The sequence below is a fragment of the Psychrobacter sp. JCM 18901 genome, assembly GCF_000586435.1.
In the GTDB taxonomy this organism is placed as follows: Bacteria; Pseudomonadota; Gammaproteobacteria; order Pseudomonadales; family Moraxellaceae; genus Psychrobacter.
In genome coordinates this window covers 62704-80661 of sequence record NZ_BAWH01000008.1, presented here as the reverse complement: position 1 = coordinate 80661, position 17958 = coordinate 62704, and the positions used below count along the sequence as shown (strand labels likewise).

The window sequence follows — 17958 nt, the reverse complement described above, 5'->3', positions numbered from 1 at the left end:
CAAATTACTGAGCTGGCTTGTAGACAGGCTGTCCATCACTACCTTTTACTTCGTTCCACTTCTCTTTGAACAAGGCCACTGCCGTGTCAGAGAATGGTACGTAGTCTAGTTCCATGGCGCTGTCATCACCTTGGGTATAAGCCCAGTCAAAGAAGTTCAACACGCCAGCGACTTGCTGAGGATTTTCTGGTTGCTTATGTACCAAGATAAAGGTCGCAGCAGCGATAGGCCATGCTTGGTCAGTTTCAGAGTTGGTGATGACTTTATAAAAGCCTTCTTGTTGTGACCAATCGATATCACCTGCTGCTGCAAACGTCTCAGCAGATGGCTGTACGATGTTACCAGCTGCGTTTTTCAGCGCAGTATGTGACATCTTATTTTGCTTAGCGTAAGCATACTCAACATAACCGATAGAGTTTTTCATGCGGTTTACGTAGCTTGAAACGCCTTCGTTACCTTTACCGCCTGCACCAGTAGCAGAAGTCGGCCATTTGACGGTTTTATCAACGCCAACAGTGTCTTTCCAGTCTGGTGAAACCTTGGCAAGATAGTCAGTAAAGTTAAACGTCGTACCTGAACCATCTGAGCGGAATACTGTTGTGATTGGGGCATCTGGTAAGGTCAAATCTGGGTTCATCGCCTTAATCGCAGGGTCATTCCAGTTGCTAATCTTACCCAAATAGATATCAGCTAAAGTCGTACCGTCTAGCTTCAGTGCACCAGCTCAACGCCATCAATGTTGACGATTGGTACAACACCACCGATGACTGTTGGGAACTGAATCAAACCTGCTTCATCTAACTCTTCAGGTGTCATCGGGGCATCAGAAGCACCAAAGTCTACTGTTTTTGACTGAATTTGTTTGATACCACCAGATGAGCCAATCGACTGATAGTTGACTTGGCCACCAGTCGCAGCATTGTAATCATATGACCATTTCGCATAGATAGGCTGCGGGAATGACGCACCTGCACCTGTAATATTCATAGCGATATTTTCAGCAGATTTAAAATCTGACGTAGCAGAAGATGCTGTCTGAGAGGTTGTTTCAGCTGTTGTCACAGCGCTACTGCTAGTATCAGCAGCTGCTCCGCCGTATCTGTTGACTTATTACACGCCGTAAGCATTAATGTACAACTGACGGCCACTGCTAATAACGAATAACGCATGTAGGACTCCTGAAGTTTAACAACGGTATAAAAAAAGCATTGCTTGTGATATGCGTGTTATCTTGCCAAATCTTTATGACAGTTTAATGACAACTTCTAGAATCCTTCATTCGCTTTACATAATATTTGAACAATTTGTCTACAACCTAGTAATACTAAGTACCCTCATCTATCAACACTCAAAAAAAATTATTCACGAAAATATTGAACCGTGTGTTTGACACAGAATATTTGTATCCAAATACTATTAGCCGTTGGTACAGAATTTTGTTAGTATGAAGGCTGATTTACAACACTGACAGACTCGGGGTGCGGTGTATTTTTGGCTCACTTTATTAAACTTGCTTTATTAAAGTAGTCGCCTTGATACATTCGCTGAGAGATCACCCGCCGAACCTGATGCGGTTAGTACCGACGCAGGGAAGTCTTAAGCACTTTGTTATTTATGACAAAGGGCGCGTAGAAATACATTTTTATCGTCACTACTGTCTTAATATGCGTGATGCATAGCCAGATAAGAAGAGAGGATATAAAGCTGCGTCCAATATTTGATGACCACCATGCGCGACGATATTTTTTTGTTCGAAGTTGTGGGTTCATGATATAAATTTGTCTAGATGATGGATGCCTACCCCCGCAGATACTGGCGGTGTTGATTTTATTCAAAAACCAACACGCTAGGACAGCATATGACTACTGCAGACACCACCTCAATTGCACCGAAAGCCCAAACGCATAACCCAGCCGACAACTCAACGCTTGCTTCTAATGCTGCTGACACGAATAACGTCAAAGCAGATAAGAAAGCAGATGCGCTAAAAACCCCTGCTCACCGTGCCTCAAGTGATGCCCGTTTCGAAGAAGATGCGCGCGACTTGCACCGTATTTTACCCGCCTCAAGAAAAGTCTATCTCGAAGGCTCAAGACCTGACATCCAAGTACCGATGCGTGAAATCAGCTTGGCGGATACGCCTGTAGGTGGCACTGGAGATAAAGACGGTGAGCATAATCCACCGTTTTATGTGTATGACACCTCAGGTGTATATACCGACCCTAATGTCGATATCGACCTCACACGTGGATTGCCAAAATTGCGTGAGAACTGGATCGCAGAACGCAATGATACAGAGCAACTAAGTGGCCTATCTAGCTCATACGGACAAGCGCGTGCTCGCGACATCAGCACTGCTAACCTTAGATTTGCTCATATCGATAAACCGCGTCGCGCCAAAGCAGGACAGAACGTTACGCAAATGTACTATGCGCGTCGCGGCATCATCACCCCTGAGATGGAATATATCGCTATTCGTGAGACGCAAAAGCAGCATGAACTGACTGATATGCGTCAACACGATGGCGAGAGCTTCGGTGCCAATACTCCTCAAATCATCACTCCTGAGTTTGTTCGTGATGAAGTGGCAGCTGGACGTGCAATTATTCCAAACAACATCAATCACCCTGAGTCTGAGCCGATGATCATCGGGCGCAATTTCTTGGTGAAAATCAATGCCAATATCGGTAACTCAGCGCTGGCTCGTCTATCGATGAAGAAGTATCTAAAATGACGTGGGCAACACGTTGGGGTGCGGATACTATTATGGATCTATCAACGGGCAATCATATTCATGAAACCCGTGAATGGCTAATCCGTAACTCTCCTGTACCGATTGGTACGGTACCGATTTATCAAGCACTAGAAAAAGTCGATGGCGTCGCTGAAGACTTACATGGGAGATATTCCGTGATACGTTGATCGAGCAAGCAGAGCAAGGAGTCGATTACTTTACTATTCACGCCGGCGTACTATTACGCTATGTACCGCTCACCGCAAAACGTCTGACAGGTATCGTCTCACGTGGTGGTTCTATCATGGCGCAGTGGTGTCTAGCCATCACAAAGAAAGCTTTTTATACACGCATTTCGAAGACATCTGCGAGATTATGAAGCAGTACGATGTGGCATTTAGTCTAGGTGATGGCCTACGTCCTGGCTGCTTGCAAGATGCCAATGATGAAGCGCAGTTCGGTGAGCTACGTACGCTTGGTGAATTGACCAAAGTCGCATGGGAGCATGATGTACAGGTGATGATCGAAGGCCCTGGACACGTCGCGATGAACCGGATCAAAGAAAACATGGACTTGCAGCTTGAGCTATGTGCTGACGCGCCTTTCTATACTTTAGGGCCATTAACGACAGACATCGCTCCAGGCTATGACCACATCACCAGCGCCATCGGAGCTGCGATGATTGGTTGGTTTGGTACAGCGATGCTATGCTATGTCACGCCAAAAGAACACTTGGGTCTGCCAAATAAAAAAGACGTCAAAGACGGCATTATTACTTATAAAATCGCTGCACACGCTGCTGACCTTGCTAAAGGTCATCCAGGAGCACAGGCACGTGACAATGCACTGTCTAAAGCACGTTTCGAATTCCGCTGGGATGATCAGTTCAATCTAGCGCTCGATCCTGATACTGCACGCGAATATCATGACGAGACGTTGCCAAAAGACGCACACAAATCGGCACACTTTTGCTCCATGTGTGGCCCTAAGTTTTGTTCAATGAAAATCACTCAAAACGTGCGTGAATATGCAGCAGGGCTGAATAAAGATGCCGCTAACCAAAAAGTAACGCCGCAAACAGGCGACCTAACCGATGCTGGTCACCTAATTAAAGAGGTAGATACAGAGCTCGTCGGACAAGTTGGTGAGGCCACTGCTGAGGAAATTCGCCAAGGCATGGCGGAGATGACTAAGAAATATAACAATGAAGGACGCCAGTTATATAAAGAGGTGTAGGGTTAATAATCTATACTTGTGAATAAGAAAAGCCCTACTATTTAAGTATTTGCATACTTATCTAGTAGGGATTTTTTTGGCTTATTTACTCATGATTTATGTACGAGTTTTTATTTACTAAGTTTACATTTTCGACGCTTCATAAATCTCTTCAATTGAGGCATTAATGGTTTCAGCAAACTCGCTATCGCTTTGTTGCTTACTCAAGCCTTCAGTAAAGGCACGCGAGAAGCTCGCAATCATACCTGGGTTTTGTTTGAGCTTGGCACAAGCATCGCTACGACTATAACCACCAGATAGCGCCACTACTTTGAGCACTTTAGGATGATCAATCAGCTCCTGATAAAACCCTGCCTCTTCAGGTAACGTCAGCTTAAGCATCACTTGATGTTCGTCACTTAAGCGTTCTAGATTGCGCAAAATATCTGCTTTTAACAGTAGCTCACATTCATGCTTTTGAGTGCTATCAATATTGACCTCTGGCTCGACGATAGCATCAGGCCTTTTGAAATAATCTGCTTAGCCACATCGAACTGCTGCTGTACCACAAGCTCGATACCATCGACATTTGGCTCATAGATGACTGAGCGCATTTTAGTACCGAATACGGGATAGTTTTTTGCTTTATCCAATAATAGATCTAGATTCGGGATTGGCTTCATAACTTGTACGCCGCTCATTTGCTCAGCCAAACCTTTGTCTACCTTTAAAAATGGTACGATATTTTTATCTTCCCATAGGTAATTAGCTGTCGACTTACCATTGACTTCGCGCTCCATGGTATCTTCAAATAAAATTGCACCAAGTACACGCTCGCTATCAAAACAGTCGCACGTCATGATACGAGCACGCATTTCATGAACCAAATCAAACATGGCTTCATCGTTATCATAGTCGTCGCTGTTGACACCATAAGTCTCTAACGCTTTCGGTGTGCTGCCGCCACTTTGATCAAGAGCAGCAATAAAACCTGAACCATTTTTTTATACGCTGTAATTGCTTATCGTATTCCATTGAGCCTGCATCCTATTTTTATTGGTTAAGTTAAATATCATAAACTAAGCTTTTTTATTCCATACAAGCCGTGTTATTTGTAGATAACCTTATCATAGGATGATTTGTATGCCTATATAGGATACGTGACAATATAGCTAAAAAAATTATGAAACCAATACTTTTGGACAGAGTGCATTATGCCAAAAACAGTACCCCTACACAGCAGACTGCCAATACTAATCCTATTATATTGATACGGTTCAGCTGCTCTTTAAACACACCTACGCCGATCAATGTCGCTACGGCAATAACACCGACATTCATACCAGTAAAAACAATACTGGGAGAATCATGCAGCACTTGGTGTGCCCGCACATAAGCATAAATATTGCCCATGTTTAATGCGCCGAGCAGTAGACCTGTCATAAGCGCTTGTTTTTGCCAACGTACCCGTGTGGCAAGCAAATAGATTAGAAGTAATACACCTGCTACCCCGAAGATAACCAGTAGAGTCAATGGAAAAGCTGCCCCTTGTTTGGCAACTTGTTTGAACAAAATATCAATAATGCCGTAGCCTGCCCATACCCCGAATAACCACAGTGGCGTATGCTTTGCTCGCCGAGTAATATCGTTATGCTGTGGTCGATAGACAAGCGCACCTAATGCAAGAAAACCTAACGCCAGTCCAAGTATACGTGTACCAGTCAGCACCTCACCGAATAGCAAAAAAGCCGCTACGATAGGAATAATGAGTGATAAACGCTGAGACGCGTCGGTTGCTACCATCCCCACCGCTTCAATGGCTCGTCCCAAAATGATAAATACGGCAGGCAATAGTATCCCAAGCGCGATAATGATGCCCCAAGCGCTATCAAGCGCATGAATGGCACCTACATCAGGTTTTAGTAATACCCAAGTCAGTAAAAAAGCCACAGGGTAGCCTGCCACGATGGTCTGACGAATATCTATATTTTTCTGGCGCAATATTTTCAAAAGTACTGAGACGGCGACGCTACATAGCACCGCTATTATTAAATACATCATTTGCTGCTACCTTTTGAACTTCAATGTTGAGTTATTACTGTTCGTATATTTATAAAAACCATTAAATAAAATACCTGCTAATCAGCTGATTTTTGCAATGAAATCATACTTATAAAAGCAATATTTAAACCATGCATAAGTTTGGATGTAGAATGTAACAAAATATTTTTTCTACAGCAATCTATTTATTACGGTTATAACTGAAGCTTTCAAAACACAGCTATTCTTAAGTAAATTACAATTAGCATGCAGCTATGATTAGTAATTTTGCTAAAATAGCATCTAATCCCAATCACAAAAGTAAAGATTCTAGATAACGAGTCCTCTCGTTCATCTTGACGTACTGCTATTGATGTTTTATTACTGCCTATGAATGCTTTATTTCGCTTTTTCGAAAACCGCCTACCCGCCTTTCCAGACACCCCTATGCCATTGCCATCACCTGGCGATGGTATGCTGAAGTTTTTGTGGGCATGTACCAATGGCCTACGCGGCTGGCTACTAATCTTTATGATTTTGTCCGCTGGTATCGGTATCTACGAGGCCATGCTGTTTGCTTGGATAGGTAATATCGTTGATTGGTTGGGCGTTTATACGCCGCAAAACTTGTGGGTAGAAAAAGGCGACATGCTACTCATCATGCTCGCTGTCATGATAGTAAGCCCATTATGGATTGCCCTGTCATCGTTTATCCACTTTCAGACCTTGCAAGGCGTGTTTCCTATGCAGATGCGCTGGCGGTTTCATCAGCGAATGCTTGGGCAATCCATGCAGTTTTATCAGGATGAGTTTTCGGGTCGTGTCTCAGCTAAGGTAATGCAGACAGCCCTAGCAGTACGCGATACCGTAATGACCGTCACCGATATGTTTATGTATGTCTCTGTCTACTTTATCACCTCAGGGGTGATTTTGTTTAATTTAGACAGCTTACTACTCATTCCATTTGTCATTTGGCTGGTCTTGGTTGCCATTACCATTTGGTACTTTATCCCTAAGCTTAAACAAACAGCGATTGTGCAAGCGGATGCCCGTGCCTTGATGACAGGACGAATCACTGATGCTTATGCCAATATCATGACCGTTAAGCTATTTAGCCATTCTCGTCGTGAGCTAGGCTATGCCAAAAATGCCATGGGACAATTCTTAGGTACGGTACATGCGCAGATGCGCTGGGTCAGCTATTTAGAAGTATCGACCCATCTTATCAGTGTGATCTTGGTCAGTAGTACCGCGGGTATTGGATTGTACTTGTGGCAACAAGGCGCAGTTGGTGTTGGTGCCATTGCTGCTGCGACTGCTATGGCATTACGTCTAAATGGTTTGACGCGTTGGATTATGTGGCAGACGGCCAGTTTGTTTGAGAGTATCGGTACAGTTCAAGACGGTATGCGTACGTTGTCAGCACCGCAAACGATCATTGATAAACCTGATGCACCAGCGCTAGCCGTTACGGACGGTCGCATTGTGTTCGACCATGTTGACTTCAGTTATGAGAATGACGAAGAAGACAATGGACAAACTGGCGAGACTGTTGATAGTACCAGCATTGCTAAACGCGCTCCTAACTCATATATCAAACTGTTGGACAACTTCCACTTAGATATTAAGCCAGGTGAAAAGATTGGTTTGGTTGGGCGTTCAGGTGCTGGTAAATCGACCTTGGTTAATTTGCTACTGCGCTTTTTTGATGTCGATAGCGGTAAAATCCTGATTGATGGTCAGGCTATTGATGCAGTTACGCAAGAATCGTTGCGTCAACAGATTGGTATGGTGACTCAAGATACGTCATTGCTACATCGTACCGTGCGTGAAAACATCGCCTATGGTCGTCCTGATGCTACTGACGAAGAGATTATGATCGCTGCCAAACAAGCTCAGGCATGGGACTTCATCAAAGATTTGTACGATGATAAAGGCAATACAGGACTTGATACCCAAGTGGGTGAACGCGGAGTCAAACTATCTGGCGGTCAACGTCAGCGTATCGCTATCTCACGTGTTATGCTAAAAAACGCGCCGATTTTACTCTTAGATGAAGCAACCAGTGCGCTAGATTCTGAGATAGAATATGCTATTACCGAGAGCTTAAATGACATCATGACCGGCAAGACCGTTATTGCTATTGCCCATCGCCTATCTACTATTGCCGCATTGGATAGACTGGTCGTTATGCATCAAGGCGCATCATTGAGCAAGGTAGTCATGATGAACTATTAGCATTAAACGGTGTCTACGCTCGACTGTGGCAACGTCAAAGCGGTGGCTTCTTAGGTGAAGACAACTAGGATTCATTAAGTCAGCTCAATCATAAAAAGCAAAACTACAAGAAAACAAATCACTCAAAATAAGTCACAAGGAAGTGTTTATTTTATGGAAGCATTCACAAACCGCATTGACCTTGGCGGAAAACAGGCACGCTACTATGACCTTAGCCAGTTTAATCAGCCGCTAGATTCAAGCTCTACTCCCCGTGCGCCAGCACATTTTTATAGTGGTAATAGTTTTACCGTTGGCACTTATACACCACTATTAAGCAAGCTAGCCACTAAATTTGATATTAGCTCACTTGCTCTGCGTGGCTACTGGTATGATAAGCCGCAAAGCCGTCGTCTTACGCGTGAGCAAGATGCTGATATGCTGATTGAGTTTTTGGAAAAGACCCAAGATAAGCCTGTCATAGGTATTGGTCATTCGCAAGGGGCTACGGCTACAGCGATGGCAGCTGCCAAACGTCCAGAGTTGTTTTCGCAGTTGTACCTGATCGAGCCTGTCACATTTACCAAACACCAAGCTACCTTATATAACCTGTTGCCACGCTCTGTCCTACTGAGTCGCGAGCCTTTCAAAAGCACGTTAACCAAGCAACCTACTTGGCCAAGTATCCATAGTTATTACGAGAGCCTACGTGCGCAGCGTGCGTATAAGCGTATCAGCGATGAGCACTTGCAAGTGTTTGCTGAACAAAGTCTGAGCAAAAACACAGATGGTAGCTATACGCTTATGTTTGCACCAGAACAAGAGCTGGCCAATTATTTTGGCGCACCTCATATCGATGCCGCACTCAAAAAAACTACGCTGTCCCTACACCTTGATTACAGGCAAGCCTACCCTGTTCATCAATGACAAAGTACGCAAGCAATGGAAAAAGTTTGTCCCAGATAGCAGTCTTATTTCGCTGTCAGATTATGGGCATCTATTGCCAATGGAAGCACCTGAACTATGCGCTCAAATCATCAACGAGCACTACCAAAGCAGTAAATAAGGATTTACAACGACTGAATTATGACTGACCTCTTTGCCCCTGCACCCACGGATAACTTACTACCCTATGAGGGTAAGGTAAATGATTTAGGCGTAATTATCGACGATGCCACTGCCCTTTATAACACTCTACTAAATGAGCTACCTTGGCAGCCAGACATCGTAACGTTATTTGGTAAGACCCATATAACTACTCGTCAAATTGTCTGGATGGGAGACAAAGATGTCAATTATCAATACTCGGGACACGTGCGGCAAACCGTTCCATGGTCAGACATAGTGTTTCACGTGAAACAGAATATCGAACAAGCTTTAGCAGAGGTTGGTGTCATCGCTAGTTTCAACACCTGCCTGCTTAACTACTATCCTTCTGGCGCTGATGGTATGGGCTACCATGCTGATGACGAAAAAGAGCTCGGTCAGCAACCAGTCATCGCCTCCTTATCGCTTGGTGCCACACGCAAATTTGTTTTTAAGCATAAAAAAAACTCAAGACAAAGTTGAACTTTATCTTGAGTCTGGTCAGCTCGTTGTGATGCATGGTGACACACAAACCTTTTGGAAACATACGATCACCAAGACAAAGATGGTCGATGCTGGGCGAATCAGTCTAACGTTTCGGCATATGCTTACATCTTGATACTATCGCTGACTTAACGAGCCATTGAGTGTTTATACGAGACGGTCCAAAAAAACGCTCACGGTAACACTGATAAGCAGCTTCACAAACATTGGCAGTGTAGCTAGCATTAACACCACCTGCGACTACTGCACCCACCGCTGGAATGATTTGCGCCGCTTTTGTCTTAGTGATGTTAGTGGCTACTTTAGTCGCTGTCTGACGCAGTACACGAGACATAACTTCTTCATTAATCTGATTGAATGCTTGAGTTTCTGTATCTTTAATCATCGCATGAGTTTCATCTAACGCCGCTTTACGCTCTTCAACAGAGGCAGAAGTTGCTACAGCCAACAAAGACATCGCAAATAACTGTTCGCCTTCATCATTGATATCAAAGCCATAGTACGTTGCATATTCTCCAATCGCTCGTAGGTTAGCTGTAATAAGCCCAACGACATCAGCAGGGATACCTGCCCAGCCTACAACCCCCGTAGTCACCCCTTGCGCACTGGTTAGCGCTACATATTTGCTCTTAAAAAGCTTAACTTGTTTATCTATAACAGCAATGGGTAGACTTTTGATGTCAGACAGCGTTTTGATAGAGAAGTCGTTAATATCTGCTGCCTCTTGATAGCTATCAATGACGTCTTGAGTGTCCAATGTCCAGTTGGCCGCATCACTTAAAGCAGTAATCGTTTCCTCAGTTGCTTTTTTTAGAGAATCGCCAAATTGTGGAGCCTCCATCAAAGCATCACCGGCGGCTACCACAGGGGTATTAAGCACTGCGAGCGTCTTATCCAAAATCCCTTTCTCGGGGTTCTTCCATGCTTCTATTTCTTCACGGGCTTTAGATTCATAAGCAATGTGGTCAGTTATTTTTTTCATTACTGGTCTTATTATTGATAGTCTTGTTGTTGGTAGTCATATTATTTCCTTTATTAGTATCGTTCGCTTTCTATCCTATGATAAATAAGCAAAGACTACAGGGACGTTCTGTTGTTCAAAATAAAACTTTTGTATGATTTGTTAAGTCATCAGTTAAGTTTACTGGGTTTCAAAAGACATCCCCTTACTAATAAATCCTACCAAACACTACCTCATACTTGGACAATCTTGACAGTCACTCAGCAGCGGCCAAGACAATCTTGCCAAAAGCATCGCCTTTTTGTAGCTCGTGATGCGCTGCAACAACTTCTGAGAGCGGATAGGTTTTTTTGAATTTTTAAAGTCAGCTTGCCATCGGCCACTTCCTGTAAAACACGCGCCATATCTTGACCACTACGCTGCGCTTTATAGCCTGCTACTGCCAAGTCTTTTTGCTGACCGGCTTCTTTGAGCTTATCAACCCAGATAGTTGGTAACACATTCACGCGGGCGCCTGATTTGAGCACGCTAAGCGCACGGACACCTGCTTCATCGCCGACTAAATCAAGTAGCACGTCGGCTTGTAGGTCAGGGAAATCTTCATCTTTGGTATAATCTATCCAACCCGCCAGCTTAGATACGTCTATCAACTCATCAAGCTTGGCGTACTTTTCTGGCGAGCAAATTACCGTCACCTTGATGTTATCTTGCGCCACTATATTCATAAGCAATTGGATTAACAAATGACCGACACCGCCTGCTGGTGCATTAATCACCACATGCTCTTCTGTTTTTATATCAGCAAAATCTACAAACTGTAGCGCCGTTTGTCCGATACAAGGCAAAGCACCTGCCTGCTCTAAAGTGACATTATCTGGTACTTTCGCAAGTAACTTGGCATCTACTGCCACATATTGCGCGTAGCCACCACCGCTAAAGGTCAAAGCCGCTACTCTATCGCCGACAGCAAACTCGTCGCTATTACTACTGACTACTTCGCCTGATACATCGAATCCCAAAATAGCCGGCTGATCATTCTCAAACTTGTCTTTACGAATGTTCTCTGCACCCCAGCCTTTACCTTGGCGGGTCTTATAATCGACAGGGTTAATTCCAGCATAGGCGATTTTTACTAGCACTTGGTCGTCCTGTAGCTCAGGGACATCAGCACCATCTTGATATTTCATTACTTCGGGCTCACCGAACTCGCGTATGAGTACGGCGTGCTGTGTCTTAGGTATATTGTGGTTAGCTTGTTGATTATTATCAGTAGTAGACGTTGTTGCCATCGTAGAATATCCTTATATTTTGTTTATTAGGCTGTACTTGTTATTCATTTTATTGAAACGTTGTGCTGTTAATAGCACTTTCAATCGAGAACATAGTTAATTAATAATATGATCAATAAAGACAATTGTTCATATATCGATAGATTGCCAATATAATACATTTAGACGAATTATTATAGTTAGGTATTAGGCAACATCAGTTCTGCACTAATGGGCAGGTGATCTGATAGCGAGGACCAAGGTTTCCCAGTATGTACCCAAGCATCCTTCACAAGCAAATTGCGCACGTAGATACGATCCAAGCTGAGTACTGGTAGCTTTGCTGGAAAGGTTGGCAACAGCTTGCCATGACAATGTTTGAACGCTTCTATCATACCGAGATCTGATGCCAGTTTGTCACAAGACATCTTTTTCCAATCGTTAAAATCGCCTGCCAAGATAAGCGGTTGATTCGGCGCAATCTCATTACGAACATAGTCACTAATCGCTTGATACTGCTTGATACGATCACGCTCAAATAAGTTTAAATGTGCACACAATACGACAACTGGCATCTCCCAACCGATAGGCTGTACCTCACAGTGCAAGACACCGCGCTGCTCAAGCTTATTAACCGTAATATTTACATTGTGTTTAGGATCTAGCGGGAAGCGGCTCAATACTGCATTGCCGTGGTGGCCGTTTTCGTACTCTGAGTTTTTACCGTAACTGTTTTGCAAATCTAAAAATTCGCCAAACCATTCATGTTGCGACTGATCTGGATACTCGTTATATTGCATATTACGTTTGAGGTTTTGGCCTTGCACTTCTTGCAAACACAAGACGTCTGAACCTACAGACTCTAGCGCCTGAGCAATACCTTGCATTTTCACTTGGCGATTCAGCGGTGACATGCCTTTGTGAATGTTGTAGCTGGTTAAAACAAAAGAGGTGGTAGTCATAGTTTGGTTAGTTGTACGCTCATTATTTATGGAGTAAAGATCAATAGCTCAGCTACGATAACACCCATAGTGATGGTAATGACAGACATAAAAAGAGCACTGGCTCGTATTGAACCAATGCTCTCATATTACACCTATGTATTATTAATGGCTAATTCATAAATGGCTGATTCTAAATGAACATCGCGTATAGGTGTCATCGTCAGATTAGTAGCGAGTTACTAACGCTATTGGTTGATCTTCATCCATGATATCTTGTGGCATAAATACAGCTTCGCCACCATTATGAATGACGTGTTCGATGATTTCACCGATTGCATCATCTGTGATGCCTTCCGTAGTCGCATCATTGGCAGGCTTAACGTTTGTGCTTTTTCGTCAATTTTAGCGGATTGTATATAGCCACGGCGTACATAAAGCGTCTCGCCAGCCCCTTGGAAGGCGCTGCGATATACTTCCTGCAAATCCGTCTGCAACATATTCGCACCGCGAGCTTTATCAATTTCACCTAAGGCAGCTTTGTGCAGCGATGTGCGATACTCTTCTACAGCTTCTTGCACACTATCTACGATATGCTGAGCACTACCATCTTCTAGATTGGTCGCATTCGATACTGTAGCGATGATATTGTCTGGACGATCACAGATTTCTTTATAGTAGCCAATATTTTTTGCATCACCAACTATAACAAGAGGCATTTTATGCTCGCCCCATAGTTCTTGGACGCTTTTATCAACTTGGTTAAAGAATTCTTTTAAGTGACTGCTTTCATTATTTGATGAACGATCTGAGCCACCGTCACCTGTTGTGTATAGTCCGTTGTTTTCAACAGGGAACTGAATGTTCTCCATGTTGTTTTGTGCATCATCATCTTTATCGAACTCTCTCACAACGCGGTCATTAGAGGCTTCGATCAAACGAGCATTGTCACGGGTTAAGACCACAGTATAATAATGAACTGCACTTGCCATATCACGGACCAAGTCACGCGTCGCAAATCTATCTGAAATTACAACACGTTCTGTCGTATCAATTGGCATACGAATAAATTGCACATCATCTGTACTAGCAAATATAGCCAACGTATCAAGATTATAATTATGATTGAGCTCACTGATTTTATTTTGAATGTTATCTAGAATGGTAGTCGCTGTGCGTTTATCGTACTCTTTTGTCAGACGATCTTCGGCAACTTTCAATTGGTTTTTTTAGAGCGATAGGATCTTGCTCATTAGCTGGATGTTCACGATGCGTTTTAACAAAGATACTTACTGCAGGGTTAGCTTTAGTTTCACGTAAACTTTTAAGAGTCGCTTTCATATATTGCTCCTTGTTTTATTATCGTTCATTTTTAACTTTATATGTTTCTTTACTCATGTACTTTTATAAGTGTAGAAATTTCTATCCGTGTTTTTCTTGCATCTCATTGACGCATAATATTTAAATTCCATTATCTTGATGCTAACAGCTATACCCCACTCCCTGTAGGATTAATTTGCAAGCAAATGATAGCGCTTTGTAAGTAGAGCACTCTATATTGTTAAAGGACTGCCTTAACGAGCATAACTATATATTCGGACAATTATCTTGAAAAGTTGAATCTAAATACCAGAATCTCAACATTTACTTTCAGATTGCTAGCACTGTCCTAATTACTTGAATCGTATAAAAGTGCTTAGGTTGTATTTTTACCAAACGAACCCATCTTTTATATAATCTATATATAAAATAAGAACACACTGTATATTTCAATAGTAGCCAGACTTATCTCATTTTGATTAATAATAATTCATTGATATCGGATACCTATATGACACCTTCTCCTTTAGATTTACGCCTTGTCGATTTTGCCGACACTGCTCCACATACGTTACAAAACCAAGTGATTGACGCTATTGATGCTGCCAATGCTTTTTTAGATACCTTAACCGTGATAGAAAGCGATAGTGCTGAAAAAACAAGTGCTGAAGAAATAAGCGCTGAACACGCTTTGGCAGATGTGATGAGCTTTGATCATATAAATTTGGCATTAGATCGTAGCTGGGGTATTTTGTCGCATCTCAATAGTGTGATGAGCAACGATGAGATTCGACATGTTCACCATGAACTGCTACCAAAGCTGTCTGCCTACGGTACACGAGTTGGACAACATCAGCCTTTGTTTAATCGCTATCAAACTATCGTCAATGACACAGATTTCTTTGCTACGTTAGAGCCTGCTCGTGCACGTGCAATCGAACTGGCATTACGTAGTTTTGAGTTATCAGGCGTTGCATTACCTCAAGCTGAGCAAGAAAAATTTGCTGCTATCCAAAGCGAGTTATCTACCCTGTCTGCAACCTTTTCGGACAATATCTTGGATGCGACGCAAGCATTTGCTCTGCCTTTAGAAGACTCCCAATTAAAGGTCTAACAGAGAGCGGTCTGGCACTATTGGCAGATGCAGGCGAGCAATACAAAGCGCGTGAGCTTGCTAGCGGTGCTCTTAGCCAAGCCGATATAGATGCACTTCCTACTCCTTACTATGTGGCCAGTTTAAATATTCCTGTATATCTAGCGATCATGACTCATGCGGACGATCGTAGCCTGCGTGAGACGCTTTATCATGCTTATGTCACGCGTGCTTCTGAATTTGATACGCATACCAATGCAAAAGGTAATTCATTAAATAATGCTGACAATATGAGTCAAATACTCTCATTACGTGAGCAAAAAGCCAAGCTACTTGGTTTTGCAAATTATGCTGAAGTATCGCTATCGACCAAGATGGCAGACAGCGTCTTAGAAGTTGAAACATTCTTACGTGACTTAGCAACGCAAGCGACCCCTGCTGCCAAAGCGGATTTGGCACAGCTACAAAAATACGCTAGTGATTATGGCATTGACGAGTTGCAACCATGGGATAGCGCTTACATCGCTGAAAAGGTAAAACAAAGTGAGTTCAGCTTATCGCAAGAGGAAATTCGTCCATATTTCCCATTACCCAAAGTGATTAATGGCTTGTTCACTATCGTTGAGCGTCTATACGGTATCAAAGTACAAGAGCAAGGTCATAAGGATGCAGAAAGTGACTCAGTCTCTCGCTGGCATGACGATGTGAGTTTTTATCAATTATTCGACGCTGATGATCGCTTGCTCGGTGGCTTCTACTTTGACTTATTTGCACGTAGTGGTAAGCGTGGCGGTGCATGGATGAGTGGTTTCCAATCTCGCTATAGCTATGAAGAACAGAACCATCAGCAGCTGCCCGTTTGCTTTATGGTTGGTAATTTCACGCCAGCACTTGATGGCAAGCCTAGTTTATTGACCCATGATGAAGTATTAACCTTATTCCACGAGTTTGGTCATGGCTTGCATCATTTATTAACCCAAGTGACGGTCGGTGATGTCGCTGGTGTCAATGGCGTCGAGTGGGATGCGGTCGAGCTTCCTAGTCAGTTTATGGAAAATTGGGCTTGGGACGCTGAAGGCATTGCCCTTATCAGTAGTCACGTTGAGACTGGTGAGCCATTACCTAAAGACAAGCTCGATGCACTATTAGCAGTAAAAAAACTTCCAAAGCGGCATGCAAACACTGCGTCAGATTGAGTTTGCCCTATTTGACCTACTCATTCATGCTCATACGCCAGCACTTAGTTATGATGGTATTTTAGAGACGCTCAATACTGTTCGTCATGATATCTCCGTTATGCAAACACCTGACTATAACCGCTTTGCTAATGGTTTTAGTCATATATTCGCGGGTGGTTATGCTGCAGGCTATTACTCATATAAATGGGCGGAACTGCTATCAGCTGATGCGTTTAGCAAGTTTGAAGAAGACGGTATTTTCAACCCAGCGACAGGCAAAGCGTTCCGTGAATCTATCTTATCTGTTGGCGGCAGTTTCCCGGCCAAGACCAATTTCGAAAACTTCCGTGGTCGTAGCGCCAGTATCGATGCCTTGCTACGCCATAATGGTTTCACTGATGCTAAAAATATTGATGCGGCAAATACTCAAACGACTCGCGAGGTCATTTAAATGCGTTATCAGTCATCTAGTCCTAAGCGCCGATTTTTAGCAGGGGTACGTTGTCCGAAATGTCAGGAGATGGACGCTGTGGTGCAAGTTAATATCGTGACTCCTGCCCAGATGAGTATATTGAATGTACTCAGTGCGGACACACAGAGCACCGTCCTGACCCTGATGCCATTAGTGCTAAGAACCATTTAGAAGATCAAATGGCTCGTGATGCGATGGCGACTGGCACCAGCGGCACTGTAAAATTTAAGCCTTAGTTATTTAGTTTTCATATCTAAAAACAGATTAAATCCTTTATTATTTAATGGTCTATTAAGCCTATCTATCAATAGATAGGCTTTTTATTTTGAGTTTGCTATAGTATGGCTACTTATATTCTTGACATGAATCGATCATAATATGAAACCAGACAACATCCGGCCTTCATCAACCCGCGCTTCCAAGAAAAAAACAGACTAAAACACGTCAGAAAATTCTGGCAGTACTTATCTCCATATTGCTACTTATTATCATTGTCTACCTTATCGTAGGAAGGACTGGCACTCAATCCACACTCCCTGTAGATAACGCCACTTCAGCACCAGTAACTGACCAAGCACAGACAGAATTAGCCAAAGACAGCACTTCGGAATTAATAGATGACTCTGTGATTAACGATGGTGTGCTCATGGATGAAAACTCTGAAGCAGCCAATAATGACAATAACGCGATACCAAATCCTACTGCTATATTAGATGCGCCTCTACCAGAAAATGACAGCTTGGCTAAAGAAGAGATTGATCGTTTAGAAGATGAGCGTCAGCGACTGGCCGAACAAGAAAAGTTAGCCGCTGAACAAGTGGCTATGAATAAGCAGTTGACTGATATGAAGGCAGAACAAATTGCACTACTTGAACAACAAATTGCTCAGTTAGAAGCGAACGACTCTAATAAAGCGACGGTTCAATAAC

General features: G+C 43.1%; 9 protein-coding genes, 9 pseudogenes and 1 riboswitch. Of the genes and pseudogenes, 10 read left to right on the top strand and 8 right to left on the bottom strand.

Features of this window, described 5'->3' with window-relative positions; translation table 11 throughout:
- Nucleotides 1-4 precede the first annotated feature (4 nt).
- Nucleotides 5-1127 (bottom strand): annotated as a pseudogene (gene pstS, locus TT11_RS17220) (phosphate ABC transporter substrate-binding protein PstS).
- A 337-nt stretch (nucleotides 1128-1464) separates the two neighbouring features.
- A riboswitch (TPP riboswitch) is annotated at nucleotides 1465-1609 on the top strand.
- Between the two features lie 249 nt (nucleotides 1610-1858).
- Here pstS and TT11_RS17215 point away from each other — a divergent pair.
- The 3 genes and pseudogenes from TT11_RS17215 to thiC all read left to right on the top strand — a co-directional run bounded on the left by TT11_RS17215 (nucleotide 1859) and on the right by thiC (nucleotide 3970).
- Nucleotides 1859-2734, top strand: a complete 876-nt coding sequence (locus TT11_RS17215; RefSeq protein ID WP_370587821.1) for a phosphomethylpyrimidine synthase ThiC — start codon at nucleotides 1859-1861, stop codon at nucleotides 2732-2734.
- Nucleotides 2731-2922 (top strand): phosphomethylpyrimidine synthase ThiC, encoded by a 192-nt coding sequence (locus tag TT11_RS17210; RefSeq protein ID WP_370587820.1) that lies wholly within the window; start codon nucleotides 2731-2733, stop codon nucleotides 2920-2922. The genes TT11_RS17215 and TT11_RS17210 overlap by 4 nt, the downstream gene beginning before the upstream one ends.
- Nucleotides 2919-3970 (top strand): annotated as a pseudogene (gene thiC / locus TT11_RS17205) (phosphomethylpyrimidine synthase). The gene TT11_RS17210 and the pseudogene thiC overlap by 4 nt, the downstream one beginning before the upstream one ends.
- A gap of 123 nt (nucleotides 3971-4093) precedes the next feature.
- On the opposite strand, the pseudogene TT11_RS17200 reads toward thiC, so the two are convergent.
- Both TT11_RS17200 and TT11_RS07870 read right to left on the bottom strand, forming a co-directional pair.
- Nucleotides 4094-4984: pseudogene (locus tag TT11_RS17200) on the bottom strand (fructose bisphosphate aldolase).
- Between the two features lie 177 nt (nucleotides 4985-5161).
- A complete protein-coding gene (locus TT11_RS07870; protein WP_261869917.1) occupies nucleotides 5162-6010 on the bottom strand; it encodes an EamA/RhaT family transporter in 849 nt (282 codons plus the stop codon).
- 369 nt (nucleotides 6011-6379) lie between these two features.
- Between TT11_RS07870 and TT11_RS07865 the strand changes: the two are divergent.
- The 4 genes and pseudogenes from TT11_RS07865 (at nucleotide 6380) to TT11_RS07850 (ending at nucleotide 9911) form a co-directional block, all read left to right on the top strand.
- Nucleotides 6380-8295: pseudogene (locus TT11_RS07865) on the top strand (ABC transporter ATP-binding protein).
- 85 nt (nucleotides 8296-8380) lie between these two features.
- Nucleotides 8381-9133: an alpha/beta fold hydrolase gene (locus TT11_RS07860; protein WP_261869915.1), complete on the top strand. Its 753-nt coding sequence runs from the start codon at nucleotides 8381-8383 to the stop codon at nucleotides 9131-9133.
- On the top strand, nucleotides 9063-9272 hold the full coding sequence (locus TT11_RS07855; RefSeq protein ID WP_261869957.1) for an alpha/beta fold hydrolase: 210 nt from the start codon (nucleotides 9063-9065) through the stop codon (nucleotides 9270-9272). Before TT11_RS07860 ends, TT11_RS07855 begins: the two co-directional genes overlap by 71 nt.
- 20 nt (nucleotides 9273-9292) lie before the next feature.
- A pseudogene (locus TT11_RS07850) lies at nucleotides 9293-9911 on the top strand (alpha-ketoglutarate-dependent dioxygenase AlkB).
- Here the strand turns inward: TT11_RS07850 and TT11_RS07845 are convergent.
- The 5 genes and pseudogenes from TT11_RS07845 to TT11_RS07825 form a co-directional block, all read right to left on the bottom strand.
- The gene (locus TT11_RS07845; protein ID WP_261869914.1) at nucleotides 9882-10778 is read right to left on the bottom strand and encodes an EcsC family protein; all 897 of its coding nucleotides are present in this window, start codon (nucleotides 10776-10778) and stop codon (nucleotides 9882-9884) included. The pseudogene TT11_RS07850 and the gene TT11_RS07845 overlap by 30 nt on opposite strands.
- A gap of 235 nt (nucleotides 10779-11013) precedes the next feature.
- Nucleotides 11014-11073: pseudogene (locus TT11_RS07840) on the bottom strand (hypothetical protein); the annotation flags it as partial.
- A 97-nt stretch (nucleotides 11074-11170) separates the two neighbouring features.
- Nucleotides 11171-11944, bottom strand: a pseudogene (locus TT11_RS17195) (NADP-dependent oxidoreductase); the annotation flags it as partial.
- Between the two features lie 281 nt (nucleotides 11945-12225).
- Nucleotides 12226-12987 carry an endonuclease/exonuclease/phosphatase family protein gene (locus tag TT11_RS07830; protein WP_261869912.1) on the bottom strand — a complete coding sequence of 254 codons (762 nt, stop codon included), beginning with the start codon at nucleotides 12985-12987 and terminating at the stop codon, nucleotides 12226-12228.
- Between the two features lie 227 nt (nucleotides 12988-13214).
- Nucleotides 13215-14186 (bottom strand): hypothetical protein, encoded by a 972-nt coding sequence (locus TT11_RS07825; RefSeq protein WP_261869911.1) that lies wholly within the window; start codon nucleotides 14184-14186, stop codon nucleotides 13215-13217.
- Nucleotides 14187-14797: 611 nt separating this feature from the next.
- On the opposite strand from TT11_RS07825, the pseudogene TT11_RS07820 reads away from it, so the two are divergent.
- The 3 genes and pseudogenes from TT11_RS07820 (at nucleotide 14798) to TT11_RS07810 (ending at nucleotide 17957) form a co-directional block, all read left to right on the top strand.
- Nucleotides 14798-17008 (top strand): annotated as a pseudogene (locus TT11_RS07820) (M3 family metallopeptidase).
- Nucleotides 17009-17265 (top strand): annotated as a pseudogene (locus TT11_RS07815) (YheV family putative metal-binding protein). It abuts the pseudogene before it with no gap.
- A 239-nt stretch (nucleotides 17266-17504) separates the two neighbouring features.
- Nucleotides 17505-17957 carry a hypothetical protein gene (locus tag TT11_RS07810; RefSeq protein ID WP_261869910.1) on the top strand — a complete coding sequence of 151 codons (453 nt, stop codon included), beginning with the start codon at nucleotides 17505-17507 and terminating at the stop codon, nucleotides 17955-17957.
- Nucleotide 17958 lies beyond the last annotated feature (1 nt).